Here is a 21067-nt window from a genome sequence, read left to right on the forward strand (position 1 = left end):
GGGTTCCGTTCCTCCACCCAACCTACACCAGTCTAAATTGTTGCCTTAACTGAACTGTATTGGTTTATACCATGCTTTAGCACCAGTATTGAGTATCTAAAGCAGTAACAATAAAGTTAGTACACAGGAACTTCATCCTAGCTGTAAAAATAACTTTAGAGAGATTTGTCACGACTAAGCAAAAATTCGGCTTCTTAAATTTAGGTTGTGATTATGCGATTGTCCAAAATAACCCGTTCTATACGTAGACTTAGTACCCATATTTTCGCCATATTTTTGGGAGTCTTGCTCACGGTTAGCACTTTGCAGGTGTTACCTTCCCAGGCGGAACCTGCACCCAGTTCAGTTAAGGTTGGTGATACACCAGAACTAATTGCCCAAAAACAATCACCGGCAACTGCTGCTATCGGTAATAGTAGTTTTGTGACGGCGGCGGTGAATCGAGTCGGTCAAGCAGTGGTGAGAATTGACACAGAACGCACAATTACGCGCCGCCGTGTTGACCCATTTTTTGAAGACCCATTTTTCCGGCAGTTTTTTGGTGATGGTTATTCTCAACAATTACCACCAGAACAACTGCGTGGTTTAGGTTCGGGATTCATTATTGATAAAAGTGGTTTGATTTTAACTAATGCCCACGTTGTAGATAAAGCCGATAGAGTCACAGTCCGCCTCAAGGATGGTCGTACATTTGACGGCAAAGTTCAAGGTATTGACGAAGTAACAGATTTAGCGGTGGTCAAAATTAACGCTGGGAAAGATTTACCCGTTGCACCTTTAGGTTCTTCTAATGCTGTACAAGTGGGAGACTGGGCGATCGCAGTTGGTAATCCTTTAGGTTTTGATAATACAGTTACTTTAGGTATTGTCAGCACACTCAAGCGTTCTAGCGCCCAAGTAGGGATTTCTGATAAACGCCTAGACTTCATTCAAACTGACGCAGCCATTAACCCTGGTAACTCTGGTGGGCCATTGTTGAACGAACGTGGTGAAGTAATTGGGATTAACACCGCGATTCGTGCTGATGCAATGGGTATTGGTTTTGCGATTCCCATCGATAAAGCTAAAGCGATCGCCACCCAACTGGAAAGAGATGGTAAAGTTGCTCACCCCTACTTAGGTGTGCAGATGGTCACTTTAACCCCAGAATTAGCGAAACAAAATAACAGTGACCCCAACTCTACATTTGAAATTCCAGAAGTAAACGGGGTTTTAGTGATGCGAGTTGTCCCCAATTCCCCAGCTGCTAAAGCTGGTATTCGCCGTGGTGATGTCATCCTGCAAATAGATGGTCAAGCTATTACCAATGCTGAACAGTTGCAAAACTTTGTGGAAAATAGCAACCTTGGTCAAGCCTTACAGGTAAAAGTCCAAAGAGGTAGTCAGATACAACAGCTATCAGTACGCACTGCTGAGTTACAAAACGCTACTTCGTAAGTTCTAATTTCGGATATCTGAAAATGGGGATAGGCTCAGGCTTATTCCCATATTTTTTTGAGTGATGGCAGTTTTGATATCCGAACGAAAGAGACAGGGGAGATAAGGGAGACAAGGAAGAAATAGTATTCCTACTCCCTACTTCCAGCACAGTCACTGCAACTAGTTATGAAACGTCTTAGTTTATGACTTTAGTCACCTTATAATCAGGACTTTTTTCACATCCGAATTTCTGCGGAGTTTTCTAAACTGAATATGGCAGTTAATCAGCAATATTATTGAAAATTTGAATAAAATTTATACCAAATTCTGGTGTAAATACTTTAATCATAAGTGAAATTCCGTAAAAGGAAACACTGTTGTTTTAAGTATTTTCTCTGGTCTGTTCATGGTTGTAATTTACAAATTCTTCAATAAGGCTGTAGATAACTCAACAAAAAGAAACTTCAGGAGATGTGAAAATGATGAAACGTATTCTTGCTGGAGCTTTACTAGCTTTACCACTCTCAATATTTGCTGTGCAAACCCAAGCATCAGCAGCACCAGTGATTATCAAACGTGATAACTACCGAACTGTTGTTGTGCGTAAACCTGTTGTACGTAAACCTGTTGTTGTCCGCAAAGTTGTTCGCCAGAGATGGGTTCCAGCGCACTGGGAAAGAACACCACGTGGTCGGCGCTGGGTTCCTGGTCGCTACGAAAGATATTAATTAATAGTTTGTGATTACAGCTGTAATGAAGTTGGATAATAGCAAATATAAACTGGGTGCAAATACCGTAATTAGATAGAACAATAAGCAATTGCTGAAATAGTTGGTTATTTAAGATTTAGACTAACAAATCCTGGTGATATGTTGGTCTAATTTACTGCGTAGAAGTAGATGGTTATAAATAAAGCAGTTAATCCAAAAAATAAATTATCTAATTTGTTGACCTAACCAGAGTACTATCTCCTTTGTCTTCCTTGTTTTTCAATAATGGGATGTTTTTAATTAAAAGTCACTTGCTAGTAGTGGGTCAGATGTGGTAATTAGTTTTGTGAGACTGAACAAACTTCGCTATCTGACAAGCAAACACCAGACTAATTTTATGGCTTGATGGATATTACCAGTGTCAGGACTTAAAAATAGGGCGTTGCTGATTAGTGGGATGATTTTTGTCTCACGCAAAGGCGCGAAGACGCAAAGAATCAATATTTTGCTTTGTACAAAAGTCTCAATTCATCCCGCATTTATGCAACGCCAAAAATAGATATAGCGATCGCTTAACTGAGACTTGATACAAAACATTCACAATCCACTAATGCTATACAGAAGATTTGGACGCACAGAATTACAAATGCCGGTGTTTTCTTGCGGCGGCATGAGATATCAGTTCAAATGGCAAGATGTTTCTTGGTCAGATATTCCTTCAGATAACCAGAAAAATCTCGAAGCCACAATTCACAGAGCCATCGAACTCGGTATTAATCACATTGAAACTGCTCGTGGTTATGGTAGCTCAGAAATGCAATTGGGTAAAATTCTGCCCAAGTTTCCGCGCGAACAATTAATTGTCCAAACAAAAGTTTCACCAGTAGCTGATGCCAAAGAATTCCGCAAAACATTTGAAAAATCGCTCAAGTATCTTCAGTTAGATTATGTAGACTTATTTAGTTTGCATGGTATTAATGATGCGGAATTACTAGAATATAGCGTCCGTCCTGGTGGTTGTTTGGATGTTGCCAAACAATTACAAGCTGAGGGCAAAGTCAGATTTATTGGTTTTTCTACCCACGGTGCTACAGATTTAATTGTGCAGGCAATTAATACCAATCAATTTGATTATGTAAATCTGCATTGGTACTACATTAATCAATGGAATTGGCCTGCTATTTTAGCTGCTACTCGCCTGGATATGGGTGTGTTTATTATTAGTCCTTCTGATAAAGGCGGGAAGTTATATAAACCACCACAAAAATTAGTGAATCTTTGTGAACCGTTGAGTCCGATGGTGTTTAATGACTTGTTTTGTCTGAGTCATTCTCAGGTGCATACCTTGAGTTTAGGTGCAGCCAAACCCCAAGATTTTGATGAACACTTAAAGACCTTAGCGTTATTAGATGAATCTTCCGAAATTTTACCGCCAATTTTAGCAAGACTGGAAGAGGAAGCGATCGCCACTCTCGGCGAAGATTGGGTAAAAACTTGGTATCTCAACTTACCAACTTGGGAACACACTCCCGGCGATATCAATATCCCGGTAATTTTGTGGTTGTGGAATTTAGCCCATGCTTACGACTTAGTAGACTATGCCAAAACTCGTTACAACCTCATGGGTAATGCTAGTCATTGGTTTCCTGGAAACAAAGCAGATAAACTCCACGAAGTAGATTTAAGCCAATGTCTTGTTCTGAGTCCCCAAGCCCAGAAAATTCCCCAAATTTTGGCAAAAGCCCATGAAATGTTGGGTGGAGAGGAAGTAAAGCGATTGTCTCAATCTTAGGAAGTATGGTAGGAGGTAGTATTTGAGTTATGCTCACCAGCCGGAGACAGGAGGCAAGAGTCCTACTATGTCTGGCATTCGTGCTTTGTAAATTTTCTCACCTCTAATTCGACGGCTGTAAAACCAAAAAATCTTGACGATGTTGGGTTCGGTTTCGTTCCACCCAACGTACTAGCGCGGCAAGTCTAAAATGTTGGGTTCAAAAAACTCAAAAAAACAAACCATTCAATTTTAATGATGATTATTTAACCCAACAAATTAAACTAGACGCGCTACTACAGTTAATATTTCTCTGGTGGCAAATCTACGCTGTAAACAACTTCGCCTGCTAAATTACGCAGGGATACTGTCATCACTTTGGTAGAGGCATTAATTTTGACTGCGCCAAAAAATTGCAACCCTTCGCTTGGCGGTCGATTTGCTCTTGTACCCGCAGGTAAGCTTTGAAATACCAACTGTGGGCCGAAGGTATTTTCTAATTGATTTGGCCCAAATGTACCTGCATTCAGTGGCCCGGCGACGAACTCCCAGAAAGGTTTAAAGTCTTGAAACTGGGCTTTATTAGGGTCGTAGTAATGGGCGGCGGCGTAATGAACATCCGCAGTTAACCACACCACATTCTGAATATTTCTGTTTTTGATAAACCGCAGTAAGTCGGCTAATTCTAATTCTCTGCCTAAAGCGGGGCCATCGCCATTTGCCCAAGCTTCAAAATCAGTCGCACCATCTCTCACTATCAGCCCTAAAGGCATATCACTGGCAATTACTTTCCAAGTAGCTTTGGATGAAAGTAATTGTCTTTTTAGCCACTGCACTTGTCTTCTACTTAAGAAATCTGTTGCTGGACTTTGTTCTGGCTGATTATTGGGAGAATTTGGCCCTCGATAGGTGCGTTCATCCAGCATGAAAATATCGAGCAATGACCCATACTCAAAGGAACGGTAAATTCTGGTTCTTTCTGGATTATCGTAATACTCAATCGGCATATATTCCAAAAATGCTTGTCTTGCCCGTTCAGCCAACAAGTTAACATCTTTGACTGTGTAGCGAGCATCACTGCCTACATTACTGAGGATTTCGCCAGGATACCAGTTATTCGTTACTTCGTGGTCGTCCCACTGCGCTAAGGTTGGCACTTCGGCATTGAATCGCTTGATATTTTCATCCATCAAGTTGTATTGATAGTTACCACGAAACTCTGTTAAAGTTTCAGCAACTTTCGATTTTTCTGGTGTGGTGATGTTGCGCCAAATTGTGCCATCATCCAGGGTTACTTGAGATTGAATTGGGCCATCAGCATAGATGTTATCGCCAGAATGAATGAAAAAGTCTGGCTGGAGTTGGCGCATGGTTTCATAAATTCTCATCCCACCAAAGTCAGGATTTATCCCCCATCCTTGACCTGCGGTGTCGCCTCCCCAAACAAAGCAGATATCTCGCCCAGATTTAGGAGGTGTACGGAAAGAACCGTTAACTGGGGCGCTGAAAACATTGCGATAGTTTAAATCTTGAAAAATTACCCGATAAAATATCTGTTGATTTTGGGGTAGTTTTCTGAGATTAAGTCGGGCGGTAAAGTCGCTACTTTCTAAAGCCACAGGCCCAGGGATGCGCCGCACATTGCGAAATGATTCGCTAGTGGAATATTCTACAATCATTCTGGCGGGGCGATCGCTCCGACTCCAAATCACCACATTATTTTCGCTAATATCGCCACTCGCTACACCAAAAGGTATGCCAGGACGCATTTTTTCCGCAGTAATAATAGCAGGTGCTTGACCGAAAACAGGTGATTTAGAGACAATATTTGTCCCAATAATTCCGCCTGCTGTCACTGCTGAACGTACTAAAAATTGGCGACGATTTATCTTTAATGGTTGATTAGATTCCATAAAATTCCGTTGTTTTACAGAGGTTTGTAGAAAAATAAATTAAACTATTCATGGAATGTTACAAGTAAATATTGAGTTATCTAAAAGTTAAGAAACTATTATGCTATCAAGTCAAAAATCCCCGAATTATAAAATAAATCGGGGATATAAAATATCTTGATGGTTGCTGATTGACCTTTTTTGATGTAATTTCCCTAATTTACTTCCATTGGTGAAGTTTTTACACCATCTTCATTAGTAACAATTTGTTGACTCAATTCTCCGGCTCGCCAACTATCGGCAATATCTTTAATAAAACTAGCAAGCGGAATCGCAATTAACAAACCTAAAACGCCGCCTAATTTTGCACCTATAAGTAAGGAAATCACTACCCACACAGGATTTAGACCAGTTAAATTACCTAAAATTCTAGGTGCGACAATATTAGAATTAATTTGGTCAAGGGCGACGGCGACACCTAACACTTCCACACCTAACCAAAAGTTTTCTAAAGCTACTAATAAGCTAACTAATCCAATTCCTATCCCTGTACCAAAGGGAAATAGTGAGAAAAAGCCGATAGCAATCCCAAACAACAAAGCCAGGGGAATGCGGAGGAGGACAAATGCTAATGTCACCAATACAGCCAACACTGCCCCTAATGTTGCCTGACCGATAAAATAATTTTGAAAATCTTCTCGCAGCAATTGTCTAACTTTAGTGCCGATATGTTCAGGAAACCATTGATAAATTCCATCCCAGAGTTTTTGACCATTTAAGATTAAATAAATAGTCAAAACTGCGGCAATTAAGATATTAAGTACAACTCCGATAGTATCAAAGGCAAAACCCAGAATTTTCCCGGTGAATGATTGAAATTGATTGGATAATCTTTCTAACAGTTGTAAGGCTAAACCCCGCAAATTAATGGGAATTTGTTGGGTAGCTGCCCAACTTTGAAAAGCGTCTAATTGTTCTAAACTAGAATCTATCCATGAGGGCAGAATATTCGCTAGTTCGTTAAGCTGTTGCAGAATTACTGGTACTAAGGTGATACCAACACCTCCCAGAATCACTACGGCTGACAGCAAAACTCCGACAATTGCCAAGTAACGGGGTACACCGCGTTTTTGAAAGAACTGGATGGGGTAGTTTAAGACAAATGCTAACAAGATAGCGATCGCAACTACACTCACCAAGGGTTGAAAATACTTGACAACCTGGATTAATAACCAACCGTTGAGAATGACTAGCGGAAACGCCAAGCCATAACTTAACCATCGTGGTAGTTTATTTGCTGATTGCATGAGAGTGACTTCACCACAATTCTTTTGTTTATTGTGGCATCAGATGGCTGTGTGTGAAGGAATTTGGGCGTGTTTTCCAACTACAGCCACAACAAAATACAGACAATATTATTCTGACTGTCTTGGTGGATCTTGGTGCATCAGGGGGCGTAACCCGTTTAACCCAGCCGCAATTGCTGAACCATTGTGAATAATTGTCGCGGCTAAAGGATGTAACCCGAAGGTTGTGGCTAATCCCAAGGCAGCTAAATTGGGAACGACAGCTAAACCGATATTTTGTTTAATGACTGCTTTGGTTTGCCGAGCGATCGCTATTGCTGCTAAAAAACTGCTGAGGTTATCATCCATCAGGACAACATCGGCGGTTTCTCTGGCTACCTCAGAACCACCACTAAAGGAAATTGCCACATCAGCATAAGCTAAAGCCACAGAATCATTTAAACCATCCCCAGTAAAGGCGACTGTTTTCCCTGATTGGCGTAATTTTTGGATAATTTCGGCTTTTTGGGCGGGAAATGCTTCAGCATGAACTTGCGATAGAGGCAGATGCAGTTCTTCAGCCACAGCTACAGCCCTTTGCTGATTATCTCCAGTCAGCAGATAAATTTCCATACCATATTGGGTTTGCAGTTGCTCAATCACATCTGCACTTTCAGCACGCAGTGGGTCTGTATAATAAATTACGCCTTGAAATTCTTGATTAACTGCCACATACAACAAAGAATCATGGGCAGAAATGCGGCAATTTAAATGGTGTGGACAATCTGTATTGTTGCAGCGATGTGGCTCATAAAGACAATCGAGGATAACACCGCACTGACGCAAAAAGCGATCGCTCCCCACCATAACTTGCTCACCATCAATTTCGGCGCGGACACCCAAACCAATTTCATAAACAAATTCTTGGCGGGGCAGAATTTCTATTCCCTGTTGTTGTGCATATTTAACTACGGCGGCGGCGACTGGGTGCGTGAGGCGTTGTTCGGTAGCAGCAGCTAAGGCTAACATTCTCATAGTAGGCATTTTCCCCGCCACGGTTTCAACTTCGACAACTTCAATATCACCTTTAGTCAAAGTGCCTGTTTTATCAAATACTAAGGTGTCTATCTCTGCCAATTTTTCTAAAGCACTACCACTGCGAATCAACACACCATGTCTAGTGGCGTGATGCAAGGCTGCTAAGAAAGTGGTGGGTAGAGAAACACGAATCCCGGTAACAAAATCAAGGGTGAGGATAGATGCAGCCATGGCGGGGTTACGGGTGGTAGCAAATACCAAGCCAGCAAAAATCAAAGCTGGCAATACGGCTTTATCTGCAATGTTGGCGGCATAATTGCCCATCCTTGTATCGTGAACTGGGGCTTTCTGCACTAACTCAATACTTGCACCGGCGCGAGTTGCTGCACCTATGCGTTCCGCTTGGATGTAAATTTCCCCTTCCCGCACTAAGGTAGAAGCGTAAACGGCTTGTCCTGGCTGGCGCACAACCGGCATTGATTCACCAGTTAATTTTTGTTGGTCGATTAACGCTGTGCCGTGCAGAATTTGTCCATCTACGGGGATTTGTTCACCAGGATAAACGATTACTGTGTCTTTTGGCTGGACTTTTGTAGCGAGGATGCGTTGTTTATGTCCGTCTGGTTGTTCTACCCAAGCGAAATGTCCTAAAGAATCGAGTAAATCGGCGGCGTGATTTTCGGTAATGCGTGCAGTGCGATCGCGGATCATATCGCCAATTTCATGCAGAGTCATCACCAAAGCTGGTGTTAACAAATTTCCTTGGGCAGAAGTGAGGGCGATCGCTATAAAATCTAGGCAATCTATATTTAACTTGCGTTTTTGCGTAATACTGACGTAAGCACGTTTTGCAATTGGTAAAGCTGCTAGTGCCACAGTCGCCCCAATTATCAATCTCGGAATAGGAAACCCTAAACCCAATAAAGCTAAAACAGTCGCAAAAGCTGGCAACTTCACACCATCATTATCTACTTCTGCTACTTTTTGACTTTGAATTTGGGAATTTTGACTTTGCCTCGCCTCAATTAACAAACCAACTAAATCCGCTTGTATGAATTCGTGATTCCGGTTGACTAATTGATAGCTAATCGCAACAGAACTACAAGCGCAACTAATTCTAACTTGTAAAACCCGACTATCAGCTTCTAGTAAATCTTGTAGGCGTTGAGCATAATTAGGTTCGTGGTTTAACAGAGGAATCCGAAATCGAATTCTGCCAGGAATTTTATGTACTATCTGATACTCAATTTCTGTAGCGATTTTTGCTTCCTGAGCCACTCGCTTAGTAATAACTGGTTTGGTGGCGATAGTCATGATTGCCCCTTAGTGATGTTGTGGCGATGTGTTTAGTGGGAATATTCAAGCTTATAGCTTCATGTTGTTTTGTCTGCTGTATACACCTTGTTTAGCAACGGTGGCGACTATTCAGAGCGAGTCTAAAAGTATGAGGTTTACTTTGGTTGCGATCGCTTACGGGTTAGGATTAGCCTGGGTCGTGAGTACGTTCTTTTATCAAGGTGCAAGATTATTGGGTTTGAGTTAGTAGGGTTTTTTAATGAAATGTAACGCACCATTCAATCAGGTGCGTTACGGCTAAATTTATCATCTCTGATACACTCAAGTCTTGGAATTGCCGTAACACACCCTACTAAACTTCAATTTAATCTTCTAACTTTTACATTGTTGAATAAATCGCTGGGGAATTTCTGTACTAGCGCCCCAGTGTAAATGTATGTATGAAGCGTGAAGATTAATCGGTAAATTCCAGCCTTCAAAGCCAGTATTTTCATCGCAATCATAGCGGTAAGTATCAAACAATGGTTGATGGGAATTAGCTTTTAAAGTTGAGCGATGAAATTCATGTCCGTAAACATTTGTTCCGGCATTTACTAATAAACCATCTTGTAACGCTACGGCTCGACGATACCCCAATGTTAAACGTTTATCCATACAAGCAGATGTGGGAATTATCCCCACCATTGGGTAAGATTTACCCTCAAAATCAATAATTTCTTGACACAAATACATCAAGCCACCACATTCAGCAATTGTTGGCATTCCTTGGAGAATTGCTGTTTTTACTGCCTGCAAAACATGGGTATTTTTAGTTAATTGTTGAGCAAATACTTCTGGGAAACCGCCACCAAAATACATTCCTTGAATATTAGGCGGTAATTCTGCATCTTCTAAAGGACTCCAAAAAACTAACTCTGCACCTAATTTTTGCAATAAATCGAGATTATCTTGATAATAAAAATTAAAAGCGCGATCGCACGCAACCGCAACTCTGACTTTACTGAGTGCTGAGTGCTGAGTGCTGAGTGCTGAGTATTGAGTGCTGAGTTTTGAGTGCTGAGTTTTGAGTGCTGAGTTTTGAGTTTTGAGTAAATGTAGTAAACTTTGCCAGTCAAAGCAAGCATCACCTAAATCTGCGAGACGTTCTATAACTGCATCTAATTCGCTGAGTTCTGCTGTGGGGACTAAACCAAGATGGCGGTCAGGAATTGTAATATTATCTTGACGACGCAGTACACCGAGAATCGGCAATTGTAGAGATTTTAGAGCATCTTTGAGTAAGGAAAGATGGCGATCGCTCCCCACGCGATTCAGCACTAAACCAGCTATTTTAATTTTAGGGTCAAAGGTACAATAACCGTGAGCGATCGCAGCTACAGAACCCGATAACCGACTGCAATCAATTACCAACACCACAGGTAAATCGAGTAACTGTGCAATATGCGCTGTACTAGCAAAAGTGAATGGATGTAAAGTATTTTCTTCTCGACTCCCGATTCCATCAAACAACCCCATCACTCCTTCCACCAAAGCATATTCACTTGCTTGGCTGTGATGGCGAAAACATTGCTGAACGTAAGCTTCACTAGTCAGCACTGGGTCTAAGTTACGACAAGCAAGACTAGTCACATACCGATGAAACATTGGGTCAATGTAGTCTGGCCCGACCTTGAAAGATTGTACTTGACCACCACGACGGCATAAAGATGCTAAAAGGGTGAGTGTGACTGTTGTCTTACCCACCCCACTACGTTCACCTGCAATTACTAAAGCCATTGAAAAAAACTACTGTGTACTATAGTTTAACTTGCGATCGTACTGTTTTTATCAATATTTAAAAGCGTTTATTATAAAATTCAGCATAAGCTAAAATTAGCCAAATCAGGCAGAAACAGCCAAGCATACTTGAAATTTTCCTTTGGGCTGACCTCTTTCTGGTGTCAACAGAGGTTAGTTGCAGAAATATTTATGCTCAAAGATGTATTGACAAAATTTACTTACTCGTGTGTTACAGATGAGGCGCAAAAAACCTTTTTTGGTATAGTCGCTCCTTATTTCTTATATTATTAGGAACTACGCAAAAAACTTCTCAAGCTCTCATTTCTCTGTGAACTTTGCGTTTTTGTTGAGCAATTTTCCGTAGCTTGTACGTAAGTCTTAATTATTTTTAGAAAAATTTTATTGAATATTGCCCAAGCTTCACATTAGCAATATCTATTTAGCAATGTAGGTCGGTTATCAATGAGAGATGTTGTGTTGTGATGTAACAGATATGCGATTAAATATAGAGTTACCAAACAGACTCTTCTTATATTGATAGTAATTCTCTTGTTAGGTAACAGGAAAGTTTTGGAACACTACTAGTAATGATAGTAGTGGTCACACCACTGTAATCGCTGATCCATTACTGTTGATATCCAAAACATTATTCTCTCTACGTTTCCGTTAAATTATTTGTCCATTAGACAGAAAATATTTCATAATCTACCGTAATTAAAATATGAATTTAGAAGAAAATTCAAACTTAAGTCTAGCAGACTGTCAAACTTTAGTTTGCCCAAATCTGAAAATTCACTGGCAAATACTTCCTGTAGTTGATTCTGATAAAGTGTTTTTACAAGCAATTAAAACAGACAAAAAACTTCTATTTTCAGCAACCGAAGGATACGCCCTAAAGCATTTTGATGGAACCTGGACAGTCAAACAAGTTCAGAAAAAGTGTCAGCAAAAGTTTGGAGAATCAATTGACTCTAATTTTATTATGCAGCTATTGAACAAATTAGCTGATTTGCAAGTATTGGCAATCCCTAAAAAGCATAATATCAACAATTTAACTACCAATTCACAAACTACTAAAGCTATAAAATTATATCGACTTAAATCTGCTGTGCAGTGGATATGGCACACAGATGGATATTGGTTAATAAGGTTGCAAAACACAGATAATCTTGCTTATTTCCAAGTCAGTAACTATGATAAAAACCTGATTATACAATTAAGTAAGCTGCCAGTAGAGACTATTATCGCTAAATATAAAATCAACCCTCAGTATCTACAAGAACTCTTGCAACGTTTAGCATTAAAGGGAATGTTAGAAGGTATTGAGCCACCAAAATATCAAAAAAAATTCAGTTTACTACAAATACTCTATTTTAAGTTTCGTCTCTTTAATCCAGATAATTGGCTTAATGTAAATATTAATAAATTTAGGTTTATTTTCACAGCTGAATTTTGTTTTTTATTATGTCTATTTTTGGGTTTCACTACTGTCATTGCCTTTGCCAGACAAGAAACAATTTATAATTTTGGACAGGAATTATGGAAGAGTCAAGGTTTTAGTTTAATAATTCCTTTTGCTCTACTGATGATGTTCGTAGTATCTATTCACGAACTAGGTCATGCTTTCACATTGAAACATTATAAAGGTGTTGTTTTAGATATAGGTCTAATGTTTATTTGTTTATTACCAGGAGCATACACCAATACCACTGATGCTTATGGCTTAGTTAAACGTAAACAACGTGCTTTGGTAATGGCAGCAGGCGTAATTTGTCAAGTAGTTATATGGGGAATTGCATTGTGTTTATGGAGTATATCACCACCAGTAAATTGGTTTTATATAGCTACCTATTTATTAATGTTGGCAGCCCAATTTACCTTAGTTATTAATCTCAATCCACTGAATAAATTCGATGGTTATTACTTACTAGAGGCAATGACAGGAATTAATCATTTACGTCAAAGATCATTTGCATATTACGCTCAACTATGGCGAAGAGAGCCTAGTCAAGAACGAACTGAAGACATAGAAATTCTAGTAGTTTATGCTCCTGCTTGTTTACTGTATATCACCTGGCTTGTTATTAACCTATTTTTCTGGATTTGGCATTTGTATACGCCATTTTTCCAGTAATTTAGTTCAATTTTCTTGAAAAAAATATCATAGGAAAGTAGAAGATAATGAAATATTCTCAGACCAAAATCACTAAAGCTGTTTTATTTTCTGGTGGATTGGGAGTGATGTCTTTTATTTTGTTAATAAATGTAGAGCATTCAATCGCAGCTAATTATTATAAACCTTCCCCTCTTTGCAAAACATCTGTTCCTGAACCTTATCCTTTGATAAGTGTACTAGCTTTGGGAATTTTAGGAGGAGGATACTTAATCAAACAGAGAATGAGAAAAAAAGTTAATGATTTTGATAATAGTTACTCCTCAATCAATACCTATACACAAAATCATCAACAACCTCAACCAATTCCATTTATCAACTCAGATGAAGAGAGTGAAGAAAATTATTATCCTCTTTCTGCTTCTTTAAAATTACAGCTAATTGATCCTACGGAAATCCTCTAAAATAATTAACCGTAAATTTAGCTGGTTAATGTTGAGTAAATAGCCGTGTTTTCCTCTGGAGAATAGCTAGAAATAAGACATCTATCTCAAATAATTGTTTACTGTTTTCAAGGGTGCATTTATGAGTCTATTTGGATTTGCTGGAAAAAAAGGTCAAAAGGCTAAAAAATCCAAAAAATCAAAGCCAAGAGAAATATGGCAAGGTAAAAGTTTTGCTTTAGATGATATTATTACACCTAGTGTTCTTGTTGGTGGTGGCGAAAATTCACCTGACCCATCTTTAGTTGATTTATATGCTGTTCCAGGTTCGGAATTTGATTTGATTCAAAGTGACTTATTACAGGCACTAGATCCAAATAGCTTAGACTTACTAAATCAACCACATACTTCCTTATTAAATCATCAAATAATGAATGATTGGTTGGTTGACCCTAGTTCTCAGTCTTTGCCATTCTTTGACAGTCCAGGAGTGTCTGCAAATTCATTAACTGAAAGTATACAAACATTTGATACTGCAAATGCTTGTCCAACAGGAGATAAAATTTTACCAGGAGATTCTAATTTTCCAGGAGGTAAAGCTCCAGTTGTATCACAAACTCATGTGGATACAGGTGGTAATAATCTTGTAAATCCTACATCAATAATCCGTTCTGCTATCCAAGATGTAATTGATCAAGTTAGCGATATCGATCCTATAGATATTTATAGAGTTAATATCAACGACTTGAAAAATGCTGACATTTCTGTATTGTCTGGTGAGATATCGGTCAATTATCTCATGCCGTCTGGACAGTTTTTAGGAAGTCAGATTTTTTCCAAAGGCAACTATACTCTACAACCGCCTGCTGGAATTACTGATGATGTAATCGTCAAAATTGATTACCAAGGCGACACACCAGGAACCTATATACTGAATGGATTTGAGAGTAAAGCTGCTGAACCTTTCAACATTAACCTGGAATTTGAAGGTAATTTAACAGCTTCACAACAAGCTATCATTCAAGCTGCTGCTAAGAGCATTGAATCGATGATTACTCAAGGCTTACCCACTGCGATTGTTGACGGTAAACTCATTGATGATGTCAACTTTAAAATTTCCACTATTAATTTAGATGGAGAAGGTGGTACAGCCGCGCGGACAAAGATTGATTTTATGCGCTTTGGGACAATGCTGCCTGCTCAGTCTATCACTCAGTTTGATGCTGCTGACATTGCCGAATTAGAACGTTCTGGGGAGTTGTTTAGTGTAGTGCAGCATGAACTGTTGCATGGTTTAGGTTTTGGCAATCTTTGGGAAGCTAAAGGTTTAGTTGATTACGCTGGTACGCCGTTGGCCCAATATAACGGGAAAGAGGCGGTGAAAGCCTTTAACGAATTGGGCGGTTTGACAGATCATATTGCTCTGGAAAATCAGGGAGATGGTTCAGCCGGTTTGCATTGGAATGAAAGTCTCTTCCAAGATGAGGTAATGACAGCTGACTATAACAATGCTCAAGGCGGGAATGCGCCGATTAGCCTTGTTACCATTGCATCTTTGGCTGATTTGGGGTATCAGGTGAATTTGAATCGGGCTACTCCTAATTTTGGGCTATTTGGCGGTCAGAAATTTAAGCCAGAAGATTTAACTCCTGAGCAAATTGAGGCATTCAGAGAACTTGCCGAAACTTCTTTTGGTAATCCCGATGAGGAGTTTATTTATGCCACTATGCCGGAGGTTGACCCGGATACAGTAGCCCCAGAAATTTGGGCGCACGCAGAGAGGTTCTGGAGGAATGGACAGTATTACGATTGGCAGCGTTATCAAATTAAATCGGGAGATACTCTCAGTGGGATTGCCCAAAAGACTTTAGGTAATGCTGGTTATGACTACTATATGTGGATTGCTAACCACAATGGTATTCCTAATCCAAATTATATTGTGGCAGGGAATTGGATTGAGATTCCTGTGTATCATCCCAACTACGAATGGGAGCAAGAACAAGAACGGTTACGTCGGGAAGCTGAGTTAAGACAACGGCAAGAAGAAGAAGCACGGATTCGCCAGCAACAAGAAGAACAGTTTCAACGAGAACAGGAACGTATTCGTCAAGAAGAAGAAGCACGGCGACGAGAAGCAGAAGCCAAACAACGGGAACTAGAGGAGCAGGAACGACGGCTGCGTGAGGAGATGGAGCGCCGTCGGCAAGAGGAAGAACGTATCCGAGAGATGGAGCGTCAAGCAGAGATAGCCCGTCAACAAGGGAAAGGCGGTTTGGATTGGTTCATTGCCAAGTCTTTGCCTGAGTTTGGCCCAGTCGATCCGTTTGAAACCAAGCTAACAGGCGAGACGGTAGGAAATTTGGTTCCCGACGATTACTATCGCTTTACTCTGTCGCGTCCTGGACGGATTGATGCGCGGTTGATGCGATTGTTGGCAGATGCTGATTTAGTGCTGTATGACGCTCGGAATCGGCCAATTTCGTACTCAATGCGTGATGGGATTACAGACGAGCAAATTGTTGCTGACTTGATTCCTGGCACTTATATGTTACGAGTCAATAGTCCTAAAGGTGTGACAACAGACTATGACTTAATCGTTAAATTTAAGCACAAGCTGTCTCAAACAGAAATAGGGCCACCTCCTGGTTGGCAAGTTGGTGGTGGTAAAAGCGGCAACAGTAGTAATAGTAGTGGCAGTGGTAGCATCTCTAGTGGTGTGACTTTTGCTGATCCACGCATTAAGCGCATTTATGATACGGCATTAAACAATTTTGTAATTCCTGAACGAGCTAAAGCTAATACTCAAATTCAGCAGCTTGTACGAGAGAAACAAAGTTATGAGCAGGAGTTGCAGCAACTGCTCGACCAAATGAATGGTGAGCAGAGGGCAAAGGTTCATCGAGCATTGGATGGTATTCGAGATGAGCGACGCGCTTGGGTTGATTCTGCTGCTAACCCTATTAAAAATGGCATAGATAGCACAGCTGATTGGATTATTAATCAAATTGAAAGTAAGATTCCCAGTCAAGCTTATAGTATTTCCTGGTTTGGAGATCAATTAAGATCCGCTAAAGACTCTTTTAAAGGAGCAGTGAATGGTGCTAGGAGTTGGTTAAAAGCAAAAGTTGATTGGGTGCAAACTGGAGTTAAAGATGCAATTTGGCAGTTTACTGAAGCTCTCAAGAATGCTTACCGAACTGGTGCAGAAATCAATAGTTCGATTGAAACAGCAGCGCAGAAATTAAAAGAAAAAATTGATAGTCTAGTTGGCAATATCAATAATTGGGTTAGTGAATTTAAAGGTAAAATTCTAGGTTCTATTCAATGGCTAAGGAATGTTGGAGTTAATATTCCAGAAGTTAAGATATTTGGCAAGACAATTACCAGTGGTTTCAAATGGAATTTCTACGATGGTGTTGTTGAACCTTTGGCAAATAGCCTAGCTAATGGCATTAAGAGTTCAGTTACCTCTGTCGGTGATTTTGCCAAAGGAACTGTTGATTGGATTAAGCCCCGCGCTCAAAAGGCTGTTGCTGCTATTGTTGATGCAATTTTTGGTGACAAGACAGGACATCTGTACAACAAGATTCATAATGTTGATCAGCAGATAGAGGCAACTAAGACGGGTTTGGAGAGAGCGATCGCTAGTGTTGGACAAAAAATTCTTAGCATAGCCCGACAGATTGAAGCTTTACTGACCGATCCAGAAGAAAGAAAGCGCGTTTTAGATGCTCTCTGGCAATGGGGATTTAAGACGGCTGAAGAAGCTTATAATTTTGTTGTCAAGAAGCGAGATGAAGTTCGCAAGCAAATTGAGGCTGAAAAGGAAGCTCGTCAAAAGATTGAAGAAGAGGCTCGTCGAAAAGCTGAAGAGGAAGCTCGTCGAAAAGCTGAAGAGGAAGCGTGGCTGGAAGAAAAAATACAACTAAGTCCTACTCAGGAACAGCTATTTAAACAGGTAATTCTTCGAGGCAATTCTCAACTAATAGGCGATTATAACTTCCTTAAGTCAATCGCTAAACAAAATATAAGAGAATTAAGTTCCTTCTCTGGTGTAGACTTGCCAGAAAGTGAAATACTAGGTCAAGAATTCCTTAATGAGCCAGGGAGCATCTTCAGAAGATTCAGCTATATGCAGGTTCTTCAGAACAAGCTAGGTATGATAAGCCTAGAAAAAGCATACGATGCTTATGAGAGAATTGGCGATGCGATTAACAGCTATTCTTTTAATGATCCAGCTTTAGAGCAGATGATAAGTGCCAATACAAACAAGATAGTGCAGCAAAACTATGACGAATTACATGAGATAACGGAGAAATACAAATCGCTGTATTCCTTTAATATAGTTAATTCTTTGAAGGATTCAGCAAATGGAATATTCCGGGCAGTTGGTTTAGGACTCCACTTCTCAAGAATACTTGTTGAGATAAAAACTCTCCCAGGAACGTCGTTGGTGAAATCGGCTTATGATAGTTTGGGTGATGGTAGTTCTGGATATAGTGGCAATTCAGTAGGATTAGATGAAAAGTTCAAGATGGGTAAAGCGATATATGATGCCAGATTTGATATTCAGGATGCTTTAGATGCTTTATTTAAAGGTGACTTCAATAAGATGTCTGAAAAACTATTGCACGTACTTTCAATTGCAAAAGATATAGAGGGTGTGAGTAAGAGTGCTGCTACAGGAAATATCGCAGCCGCTTCTGCATTTATTAAATTGACGGAGAATGCAGAAGAATTCATAAACCTCAACTCTCTTTTAAATAATCTTAAGCAGATTCAAGGAACACATATGAATTCTGATGATATTAGCTTTGTCGATTGGTCTAGAACCTATTCATCTGTAAGTACCCTTGTAAGTGTTGTCAAGTTCATGAGTGTCTTAGTATCTCACATAAGCAATGGTTTAAGTAGCACTCAAATTGCGAATTTCAAAACAGATAAAATGACAGGATATTTAGATACTGCAAGTAACATATTGGAATCTGCAAAAGATGCCATTTGGAATATTTTTCAGGAATTAAATGCCACTGATATACGAAATCAAAATGCAATTTACTCTTATGCTACAGAGTACAATCATTCTGCAATCAAGGTAGCACAAAAAGTTGTCAGTTATGTGGCACAGGAAGCAAGCTCAAAACTGTAAAGACCTTATCAAACTTGCCTACTTTGGTGACGACTGTAATCGTGCTACTTTTCAATTCTTATGGTAGCAGCGCCATCCCAAAATTCCACACGACCGCACCTCAATCACTTCCCTAAAGTGCGATCGCATCCCCACTAAAAACCCAACTTCCCTAACCCATACCATCAGCTAACATTCTCACTGCCACTAATATCATTAATCTAATTGTTGGGGGAATTGACAAAACCACCTTAGAAACTGAACTCACCACCTCAAATTGGATATCCACCCCAGCTAGAGGTGGTTCAAAAAGTGGTAGCGGTACAAACTGGACTAGTCCAAACAATCAATCTAGCGTCAGAATAATGACAAAGCCAGATGGTTCATCCTATGCCCGCGTTGATAATGGGACTGGAAGCGGCGACCGGGAGAACAATCCCTCAACACATTAGTATTGATTTCCTAAATTAGTTGAAAAAGCATCAAATATCATCCCCGGTAAAACTGTGAAATTATGACGGCATTATCCGAAAAAAATTCCAAAATTTGGTTAAGTATAATTGAAGATTCTTTAGCAGCTATTCCTTCAACTTATATTCGGTACTCCTTCATAACTGCTATTAAAAGTATTTTAGAAAAGTGTAATTATCTTGTTAGTGCAAAAAGTCAAAATTGTAAAGAAAATTTTCATAATATTCAAAACTTTTTTCAATCAATTCAAACCAACAACCAAGTTTATCAAGCCTCCATGTCGCGCCAAATCGCCGCAGACTTACCCCCCGACATCGAACTCAAAGATGAACCCCAAGACTGGTTTATCAAAACTGCTGATTTTGGTGACGAATACGACAGAGTTCTGCAACACCGCGACGGCGAGTTCACCCAACTCCTAGAAGACATCGCCTGCTACCATCAAATATTCCAACAAGGTTATGACAAAATCATTCTCTTACGTCCCCCAACTTATACAGGCTACGATCTCCAACTCACAGCCGCCATGCAATGCTTGGGCTACACGAAAGAGCAATTTCAATTTATCATTGTCCAGCCCATCAAACTTTATGCTTTCCACAACGCTACCCAAAAAATCCATGCTCTTCCTGATTTAGCCACAGAAGAATTAATCTCAGCTATTGGGATGGATGCGCTATGCTGGTATAGCCTCCGCGTTCCTCTAACGAGTGTCGCCCCTATTAACATCAGCACAGCAGGACAGCCAAATGATAGCCTTTTTCGCGTTCAATCAGCCCATTTCCGTTGCTGTACCCTGCTGCAACAAGCCAACCAAGAAACAGGGACGGAAGTTTATCCACCCCTACCAATAGCTGAAAAATTAAATAGCCTACTGCAAGCTGTTCCTCAAATCCTGGAACAAAGCGCCAATGAAATTGCCCTTCATTTCGTTATTCAGCATTTAGAGGCTATTAGTGAAACCTGTCATCAATGGTTAGATTCCCTCAGCCTAACACCCCCAGATTACGCCCTGTTATTAACTACCAAGCAAACAATTTTTGACGTGCTAGTTAATATTTTGAATGTCACTGCACCAGAACCTAGTAATTGAGCAGAATAAAATTCAGATTAGCCCAGCCCAAAGGCACTCAGCCTTCACCAAATCTGGTTTCTTAAAAGAGGGTTTATACCGATTTAAAAAATGATTACGACCAATGGATTTATAAACACCTTACCAGTAAAGCAATCTAAAATCTAAAATGGTATGACTCTTGAATTTTTATCATCTGATAGCTAAAAACATCAAAACCTGGTCAACGATGACCAGGTTATTGGGAATTCACAGGTTTCAAATTTTTTAAAATTAGCTAAACAATTGAGAGAGTAAACAACTAAGGTGGACTTAATCACTAGCAACTTCAGCAATCTTTGTTTTTCCGCTTTGGGATTTGGCTCTGCCTTTTGTATGCTTGGGCTTTCACCACATTTAATTAGGGCTTGCTGAAAATTTGCCTGGGCTACAGACGGGAGACATCAGAGTCATTTGCCCTTTTGGTTTGGTTGGAATCTGTTTGATGTCTTGTTATTCAATTTAGCACTGACTTAGGAAACAGCAACTAGTAGTTTACTAAAGTTGACATTTTGTTTATTCTTGCAATCTTTGTTGTTACTTTGTTTAGCAAAAGATTCAGATCCCTGATTTTCTTGAAGATTCAGGGATCTGATCTGTCACCTGTAAC

At 39.9% G+C, this 21067-nt stretch carries 12 protein-coding genes and 1 pseudogene; 8 read left to right on the top strand and 5 right to left on the bottom strand.

What is annotated here, in order from left to right:
• The first annotated feature begins 213 nt into the window (after window positions 1-213).
• From H6G74_RS02440 to H6G74_RS02450, 3 genes are all read left to right on the top strand, one after another.
• Window positions 214-1437, top strand: a complete 1224-nt coding sequence (locus H6G74_RS02440) for an HhoA/HhoB/HtrA family serine endopeptidase (protein ID WP_190966153.1) — start codon at window positions 214-216, stop codon at window positions 1435-1437.
• A 461-nt stretch (window positions 1438-1898) separates the two neighbouring features.
• The gene (locus H6G74_RS02445) at window positions 1899-2147 is read left to right on the top strand and encodes a hypothetical protein (protein WP_190966154.1); all 249 of its coding nucleotides are present in this window, start codon (window positions 1899-1901) and stop codon (window positions 2145-2147) included.
• A gap of 592 nt (window positions 2148-2739) precedes the next feature.
• Window positions 2740-3921, top strand: a complete 1182-nt coding sequence (locus tag H6G74_RS02450; protein WP_190966155.1) for an aldo/keto reductase — start codon at window positions 2740-2742, stop codon at window positions 3919-3921.
• 281 nt (window positions 3922-4202) lie between these two features.
• Here the strand turns inward: H6G74_RS02450 and H6G74_RS02455 are convergent, their stop codons facing one another.
• The 3 genes from H6G74_RS02455 to H6G74_RS02465 form a co-directional block, all read right to left on the bottom strand.
• Window positions 4203-5813: an alkaline phosphatase D family protein gene (locus tag H6G74_RS02455; RefSeq protein WP_190966156.1), complete on the bottom strand. Its 1611-nt coding sequence runs from the start codon at window positions 5811-5813 to the stop codon at window positions 4203-4205.
• Between the two features lie 194 nt (window positions 5814-6007).
• The gene (locus H6G74_RS02460; protein ID WP_190966157.1) at window positions 6008-7099 is read right to left on the bottom strand and encodes an AI-2E family transporter; all 1092 of its coding nucleotides are present in this window, start codon (window positions 7097-7099) and stop codon (window positions 6008-6010) included.
• Between the two features lie 108 nt (window positions 7100-7207).
• The gene (locus H6G74_RS02465; protein WP_190966158.1) at window positions 7208-9430 is read right to left on the bottom strand and encodes a heavy metal translocating P-type ATPase; all 2223 of its coding nucleotides are present in this window, start codon (window positions 9428-9430) and stop codon (window positions 7208-7210) included.
• 43 nt (window positions 9431-9473) lie between these two features.
• Between H6G74_RS02465 and H6G74_RS31700 the strand changes: the two are divergent.
• Window positions 9474-9659 (top strand): annotated as a pseudogene (locus H6G74_RS31700) (hypothetical protein); the annotation flags it as partial.
• Window positions 9660-9784: 125 nt separating this feature from the next.
• Here the strand turns inward: H6G74_RS31700 and H6G74_RS02475 are convergent.
• Window positions 9785-11188, bottom strand: a complete 1404-nt coding sequence (locus H6G74_RS02475) for a cobyrinate a,c-diamide synthase (protein ID WP_190966159.1) — start codon at window positions 11186-11188, stop codon at window positions 9785-9787.
• A 724-nt stretch (window positions 11189-11912) separates the two neighbouring features.
• Between H6G74_RS02475 and H6G74_RS02480 the strand changes: the two genes are divergently transcribed.
• The 3 genes from H6G74_RS02480 to H6G74_RS02490 all read left to right on the top strand — a co-directional run bounded on the left by H6G74_RS02480 (window position 11913) and on the right by H6G74_RS02490 (window position 18896).
• Window positions 11913-13325, top strand: coding sequence for a site-2 protease family protein (locus H6G74_RS02480; protein WP_190966160.1), 1413 nt, complete (start codon window positions 11913-11915; stop codon window positions 13323-13325).
• Between the two features lie 47 nt (window positions 13326-13372).
• Window positions 13373-13768, top strand: a complete 396-nt coding sequence (locus tag H6G74_RS02485) for a hypothetical protein (protein WP_190966161.1) — start codon at window positions 13373-13375, stop codon at window positions 13766-13768.
• A 121-nt stretch (window positions 13769-13889) separates the two neighbouring features.
• Complete coding sequence (locus H6G74_RS02490; RefSeq protein ID WP_190966162.1) at window positions 13890-18896, top strand: LysM peptidoglycan-binding domain-containing protein; 5007 nt, start codon at window positions 13890-13892, stop codon at window positions 18894-18896.
• A 151-nt stretch (window positions 18897-19047) separates the two neighbouring features.
• Here H6G74_RS02490 and H6G74_RS02495 read toward each other — a convergent pair whose 3' ends face one another.
• Window positions 19048-19221 (bottom strand): hypothetical protein, encoded by a 174-nt coding sequence (locus tag H6G74_RS02495; protein WP_190966163.1) that lies wholly within the window; start codon window positions 19219-19221, stop codon window positions 19048-19050.
• A gap of 168 nt (window positions 19222-19389) precedes the next feature.
• Here H6G74_RS02495 and H6G74_RS02500 point away from each other — a divergent pair, with 168 nt between their 5' ends.
• Window positions 19390-20439: a DALR anticodon-binding domain-containing protein gene (locus tag H6G74_RS02500; protein ID WP_199340868.1), complete on the top strand. Its 1050-nt coding sequence runs from the start codon at window positions 19390-19392 to the stop codon at window positions 20437-20439.
• Window positions 20440-21067: the final 628 nt, after the last annotated feature.

The sequence above is a fragment of the Nostoc spongiaeforme FACHB-130 genome (genome assembly GCF_014698475.1).
Taxonomy (GTDB): domain Bacteria; phylum Cyanobacteriota; class Cyanobacteriia; order Cyanobacteriales; family Nostocaceae; genus Nostoc_B; species Nostoc_B spongiaeforme.

What these genes read in the sequence shown, in the direction of transcription:
- H6G74_RS02440 (WP_190966153.1), top strand. Translation starts at nt 214, where the DNA reads ATGCGATTGTCCAAAATAACCCGTTCTATACGTAGACTTAGTACCCAT.
- H6G74_RS02445 (WP_190966154.1), top strand. Translation starts at nt 1,899, where the DNA reads ATGATGAAACGTATTCTTGCTGGAGCTTTACTAGCTTTACCACTCTCA.
- H6G74_RS02450 (WP_190966155.1), top strand. Translation starts at nt 2,740, where the DNA reads ATGCTATACAGAAGATTTGGACGCACAGAATTACAAATGCCGGTGTTT.
- H6G74_RS02455 (WP_190966156.1), bottom strand. Translation starts at nt 5,813, where the DNA reads ATGGAATCTAATCAACCATTAAAGATAAATCGTCGCCAATTTTTAGTA.
- H6G74_RS02460 (WP_190966157.1), bottom strand. Translation starts at nt 7,099, where the DNA reads ATGCAATCAGCAAATAAACTACCACGATGGTTAAGTTATGGCTTGGCG.
- H6G74_RS02465 (WP_190966158.1), bottom strand. Translation starts at nt 9,430, where the DNA reads ATGACTATCGCCACCAAACCAGTTATTACTAAGCGAGTGGCTCAGGAA.
- H6G74_RS02475 (WP_190966159.1), bottom strand. Translation starts at nt 11,188, where the DNA reads ATGGCTTTAGTAATTGCAGGTGAACGTAGTGGGGTGGGTAAGACAACA.
- H6G74_RS02480 (WP_190966160.1), top strand. Translation starts at nt 11,913, where the DNA reads ATGAATTTAGAAGAAAATTCAAACTTAAGTCTAGCAGACTGTCAAACT.
- H6G74_RS02485 (WP_190966161.1), top strand. Translation starts at nt 13,373, where the DNA reads ATGAAATATTCTCAGACCAAAATCACTAAAGCTGTTTTATTTTCTGGT.
- H6G74_RS02490 (WP_190966162.1), top strand. Translation starts at nt 13,890, where the DNA reads ATGAGTCTATTTGGATTTGCTGGAAAAAAAGGTCAAAAGGCTAAAAAA.
- H6G74_RS02500 (WP_199340868.1), top strand. Translation starts at nt 19,390, where the DNA reads ATGACGGCATTATCCGAAAAAAATTCCAAAATTTGGTTAAGTATAATT.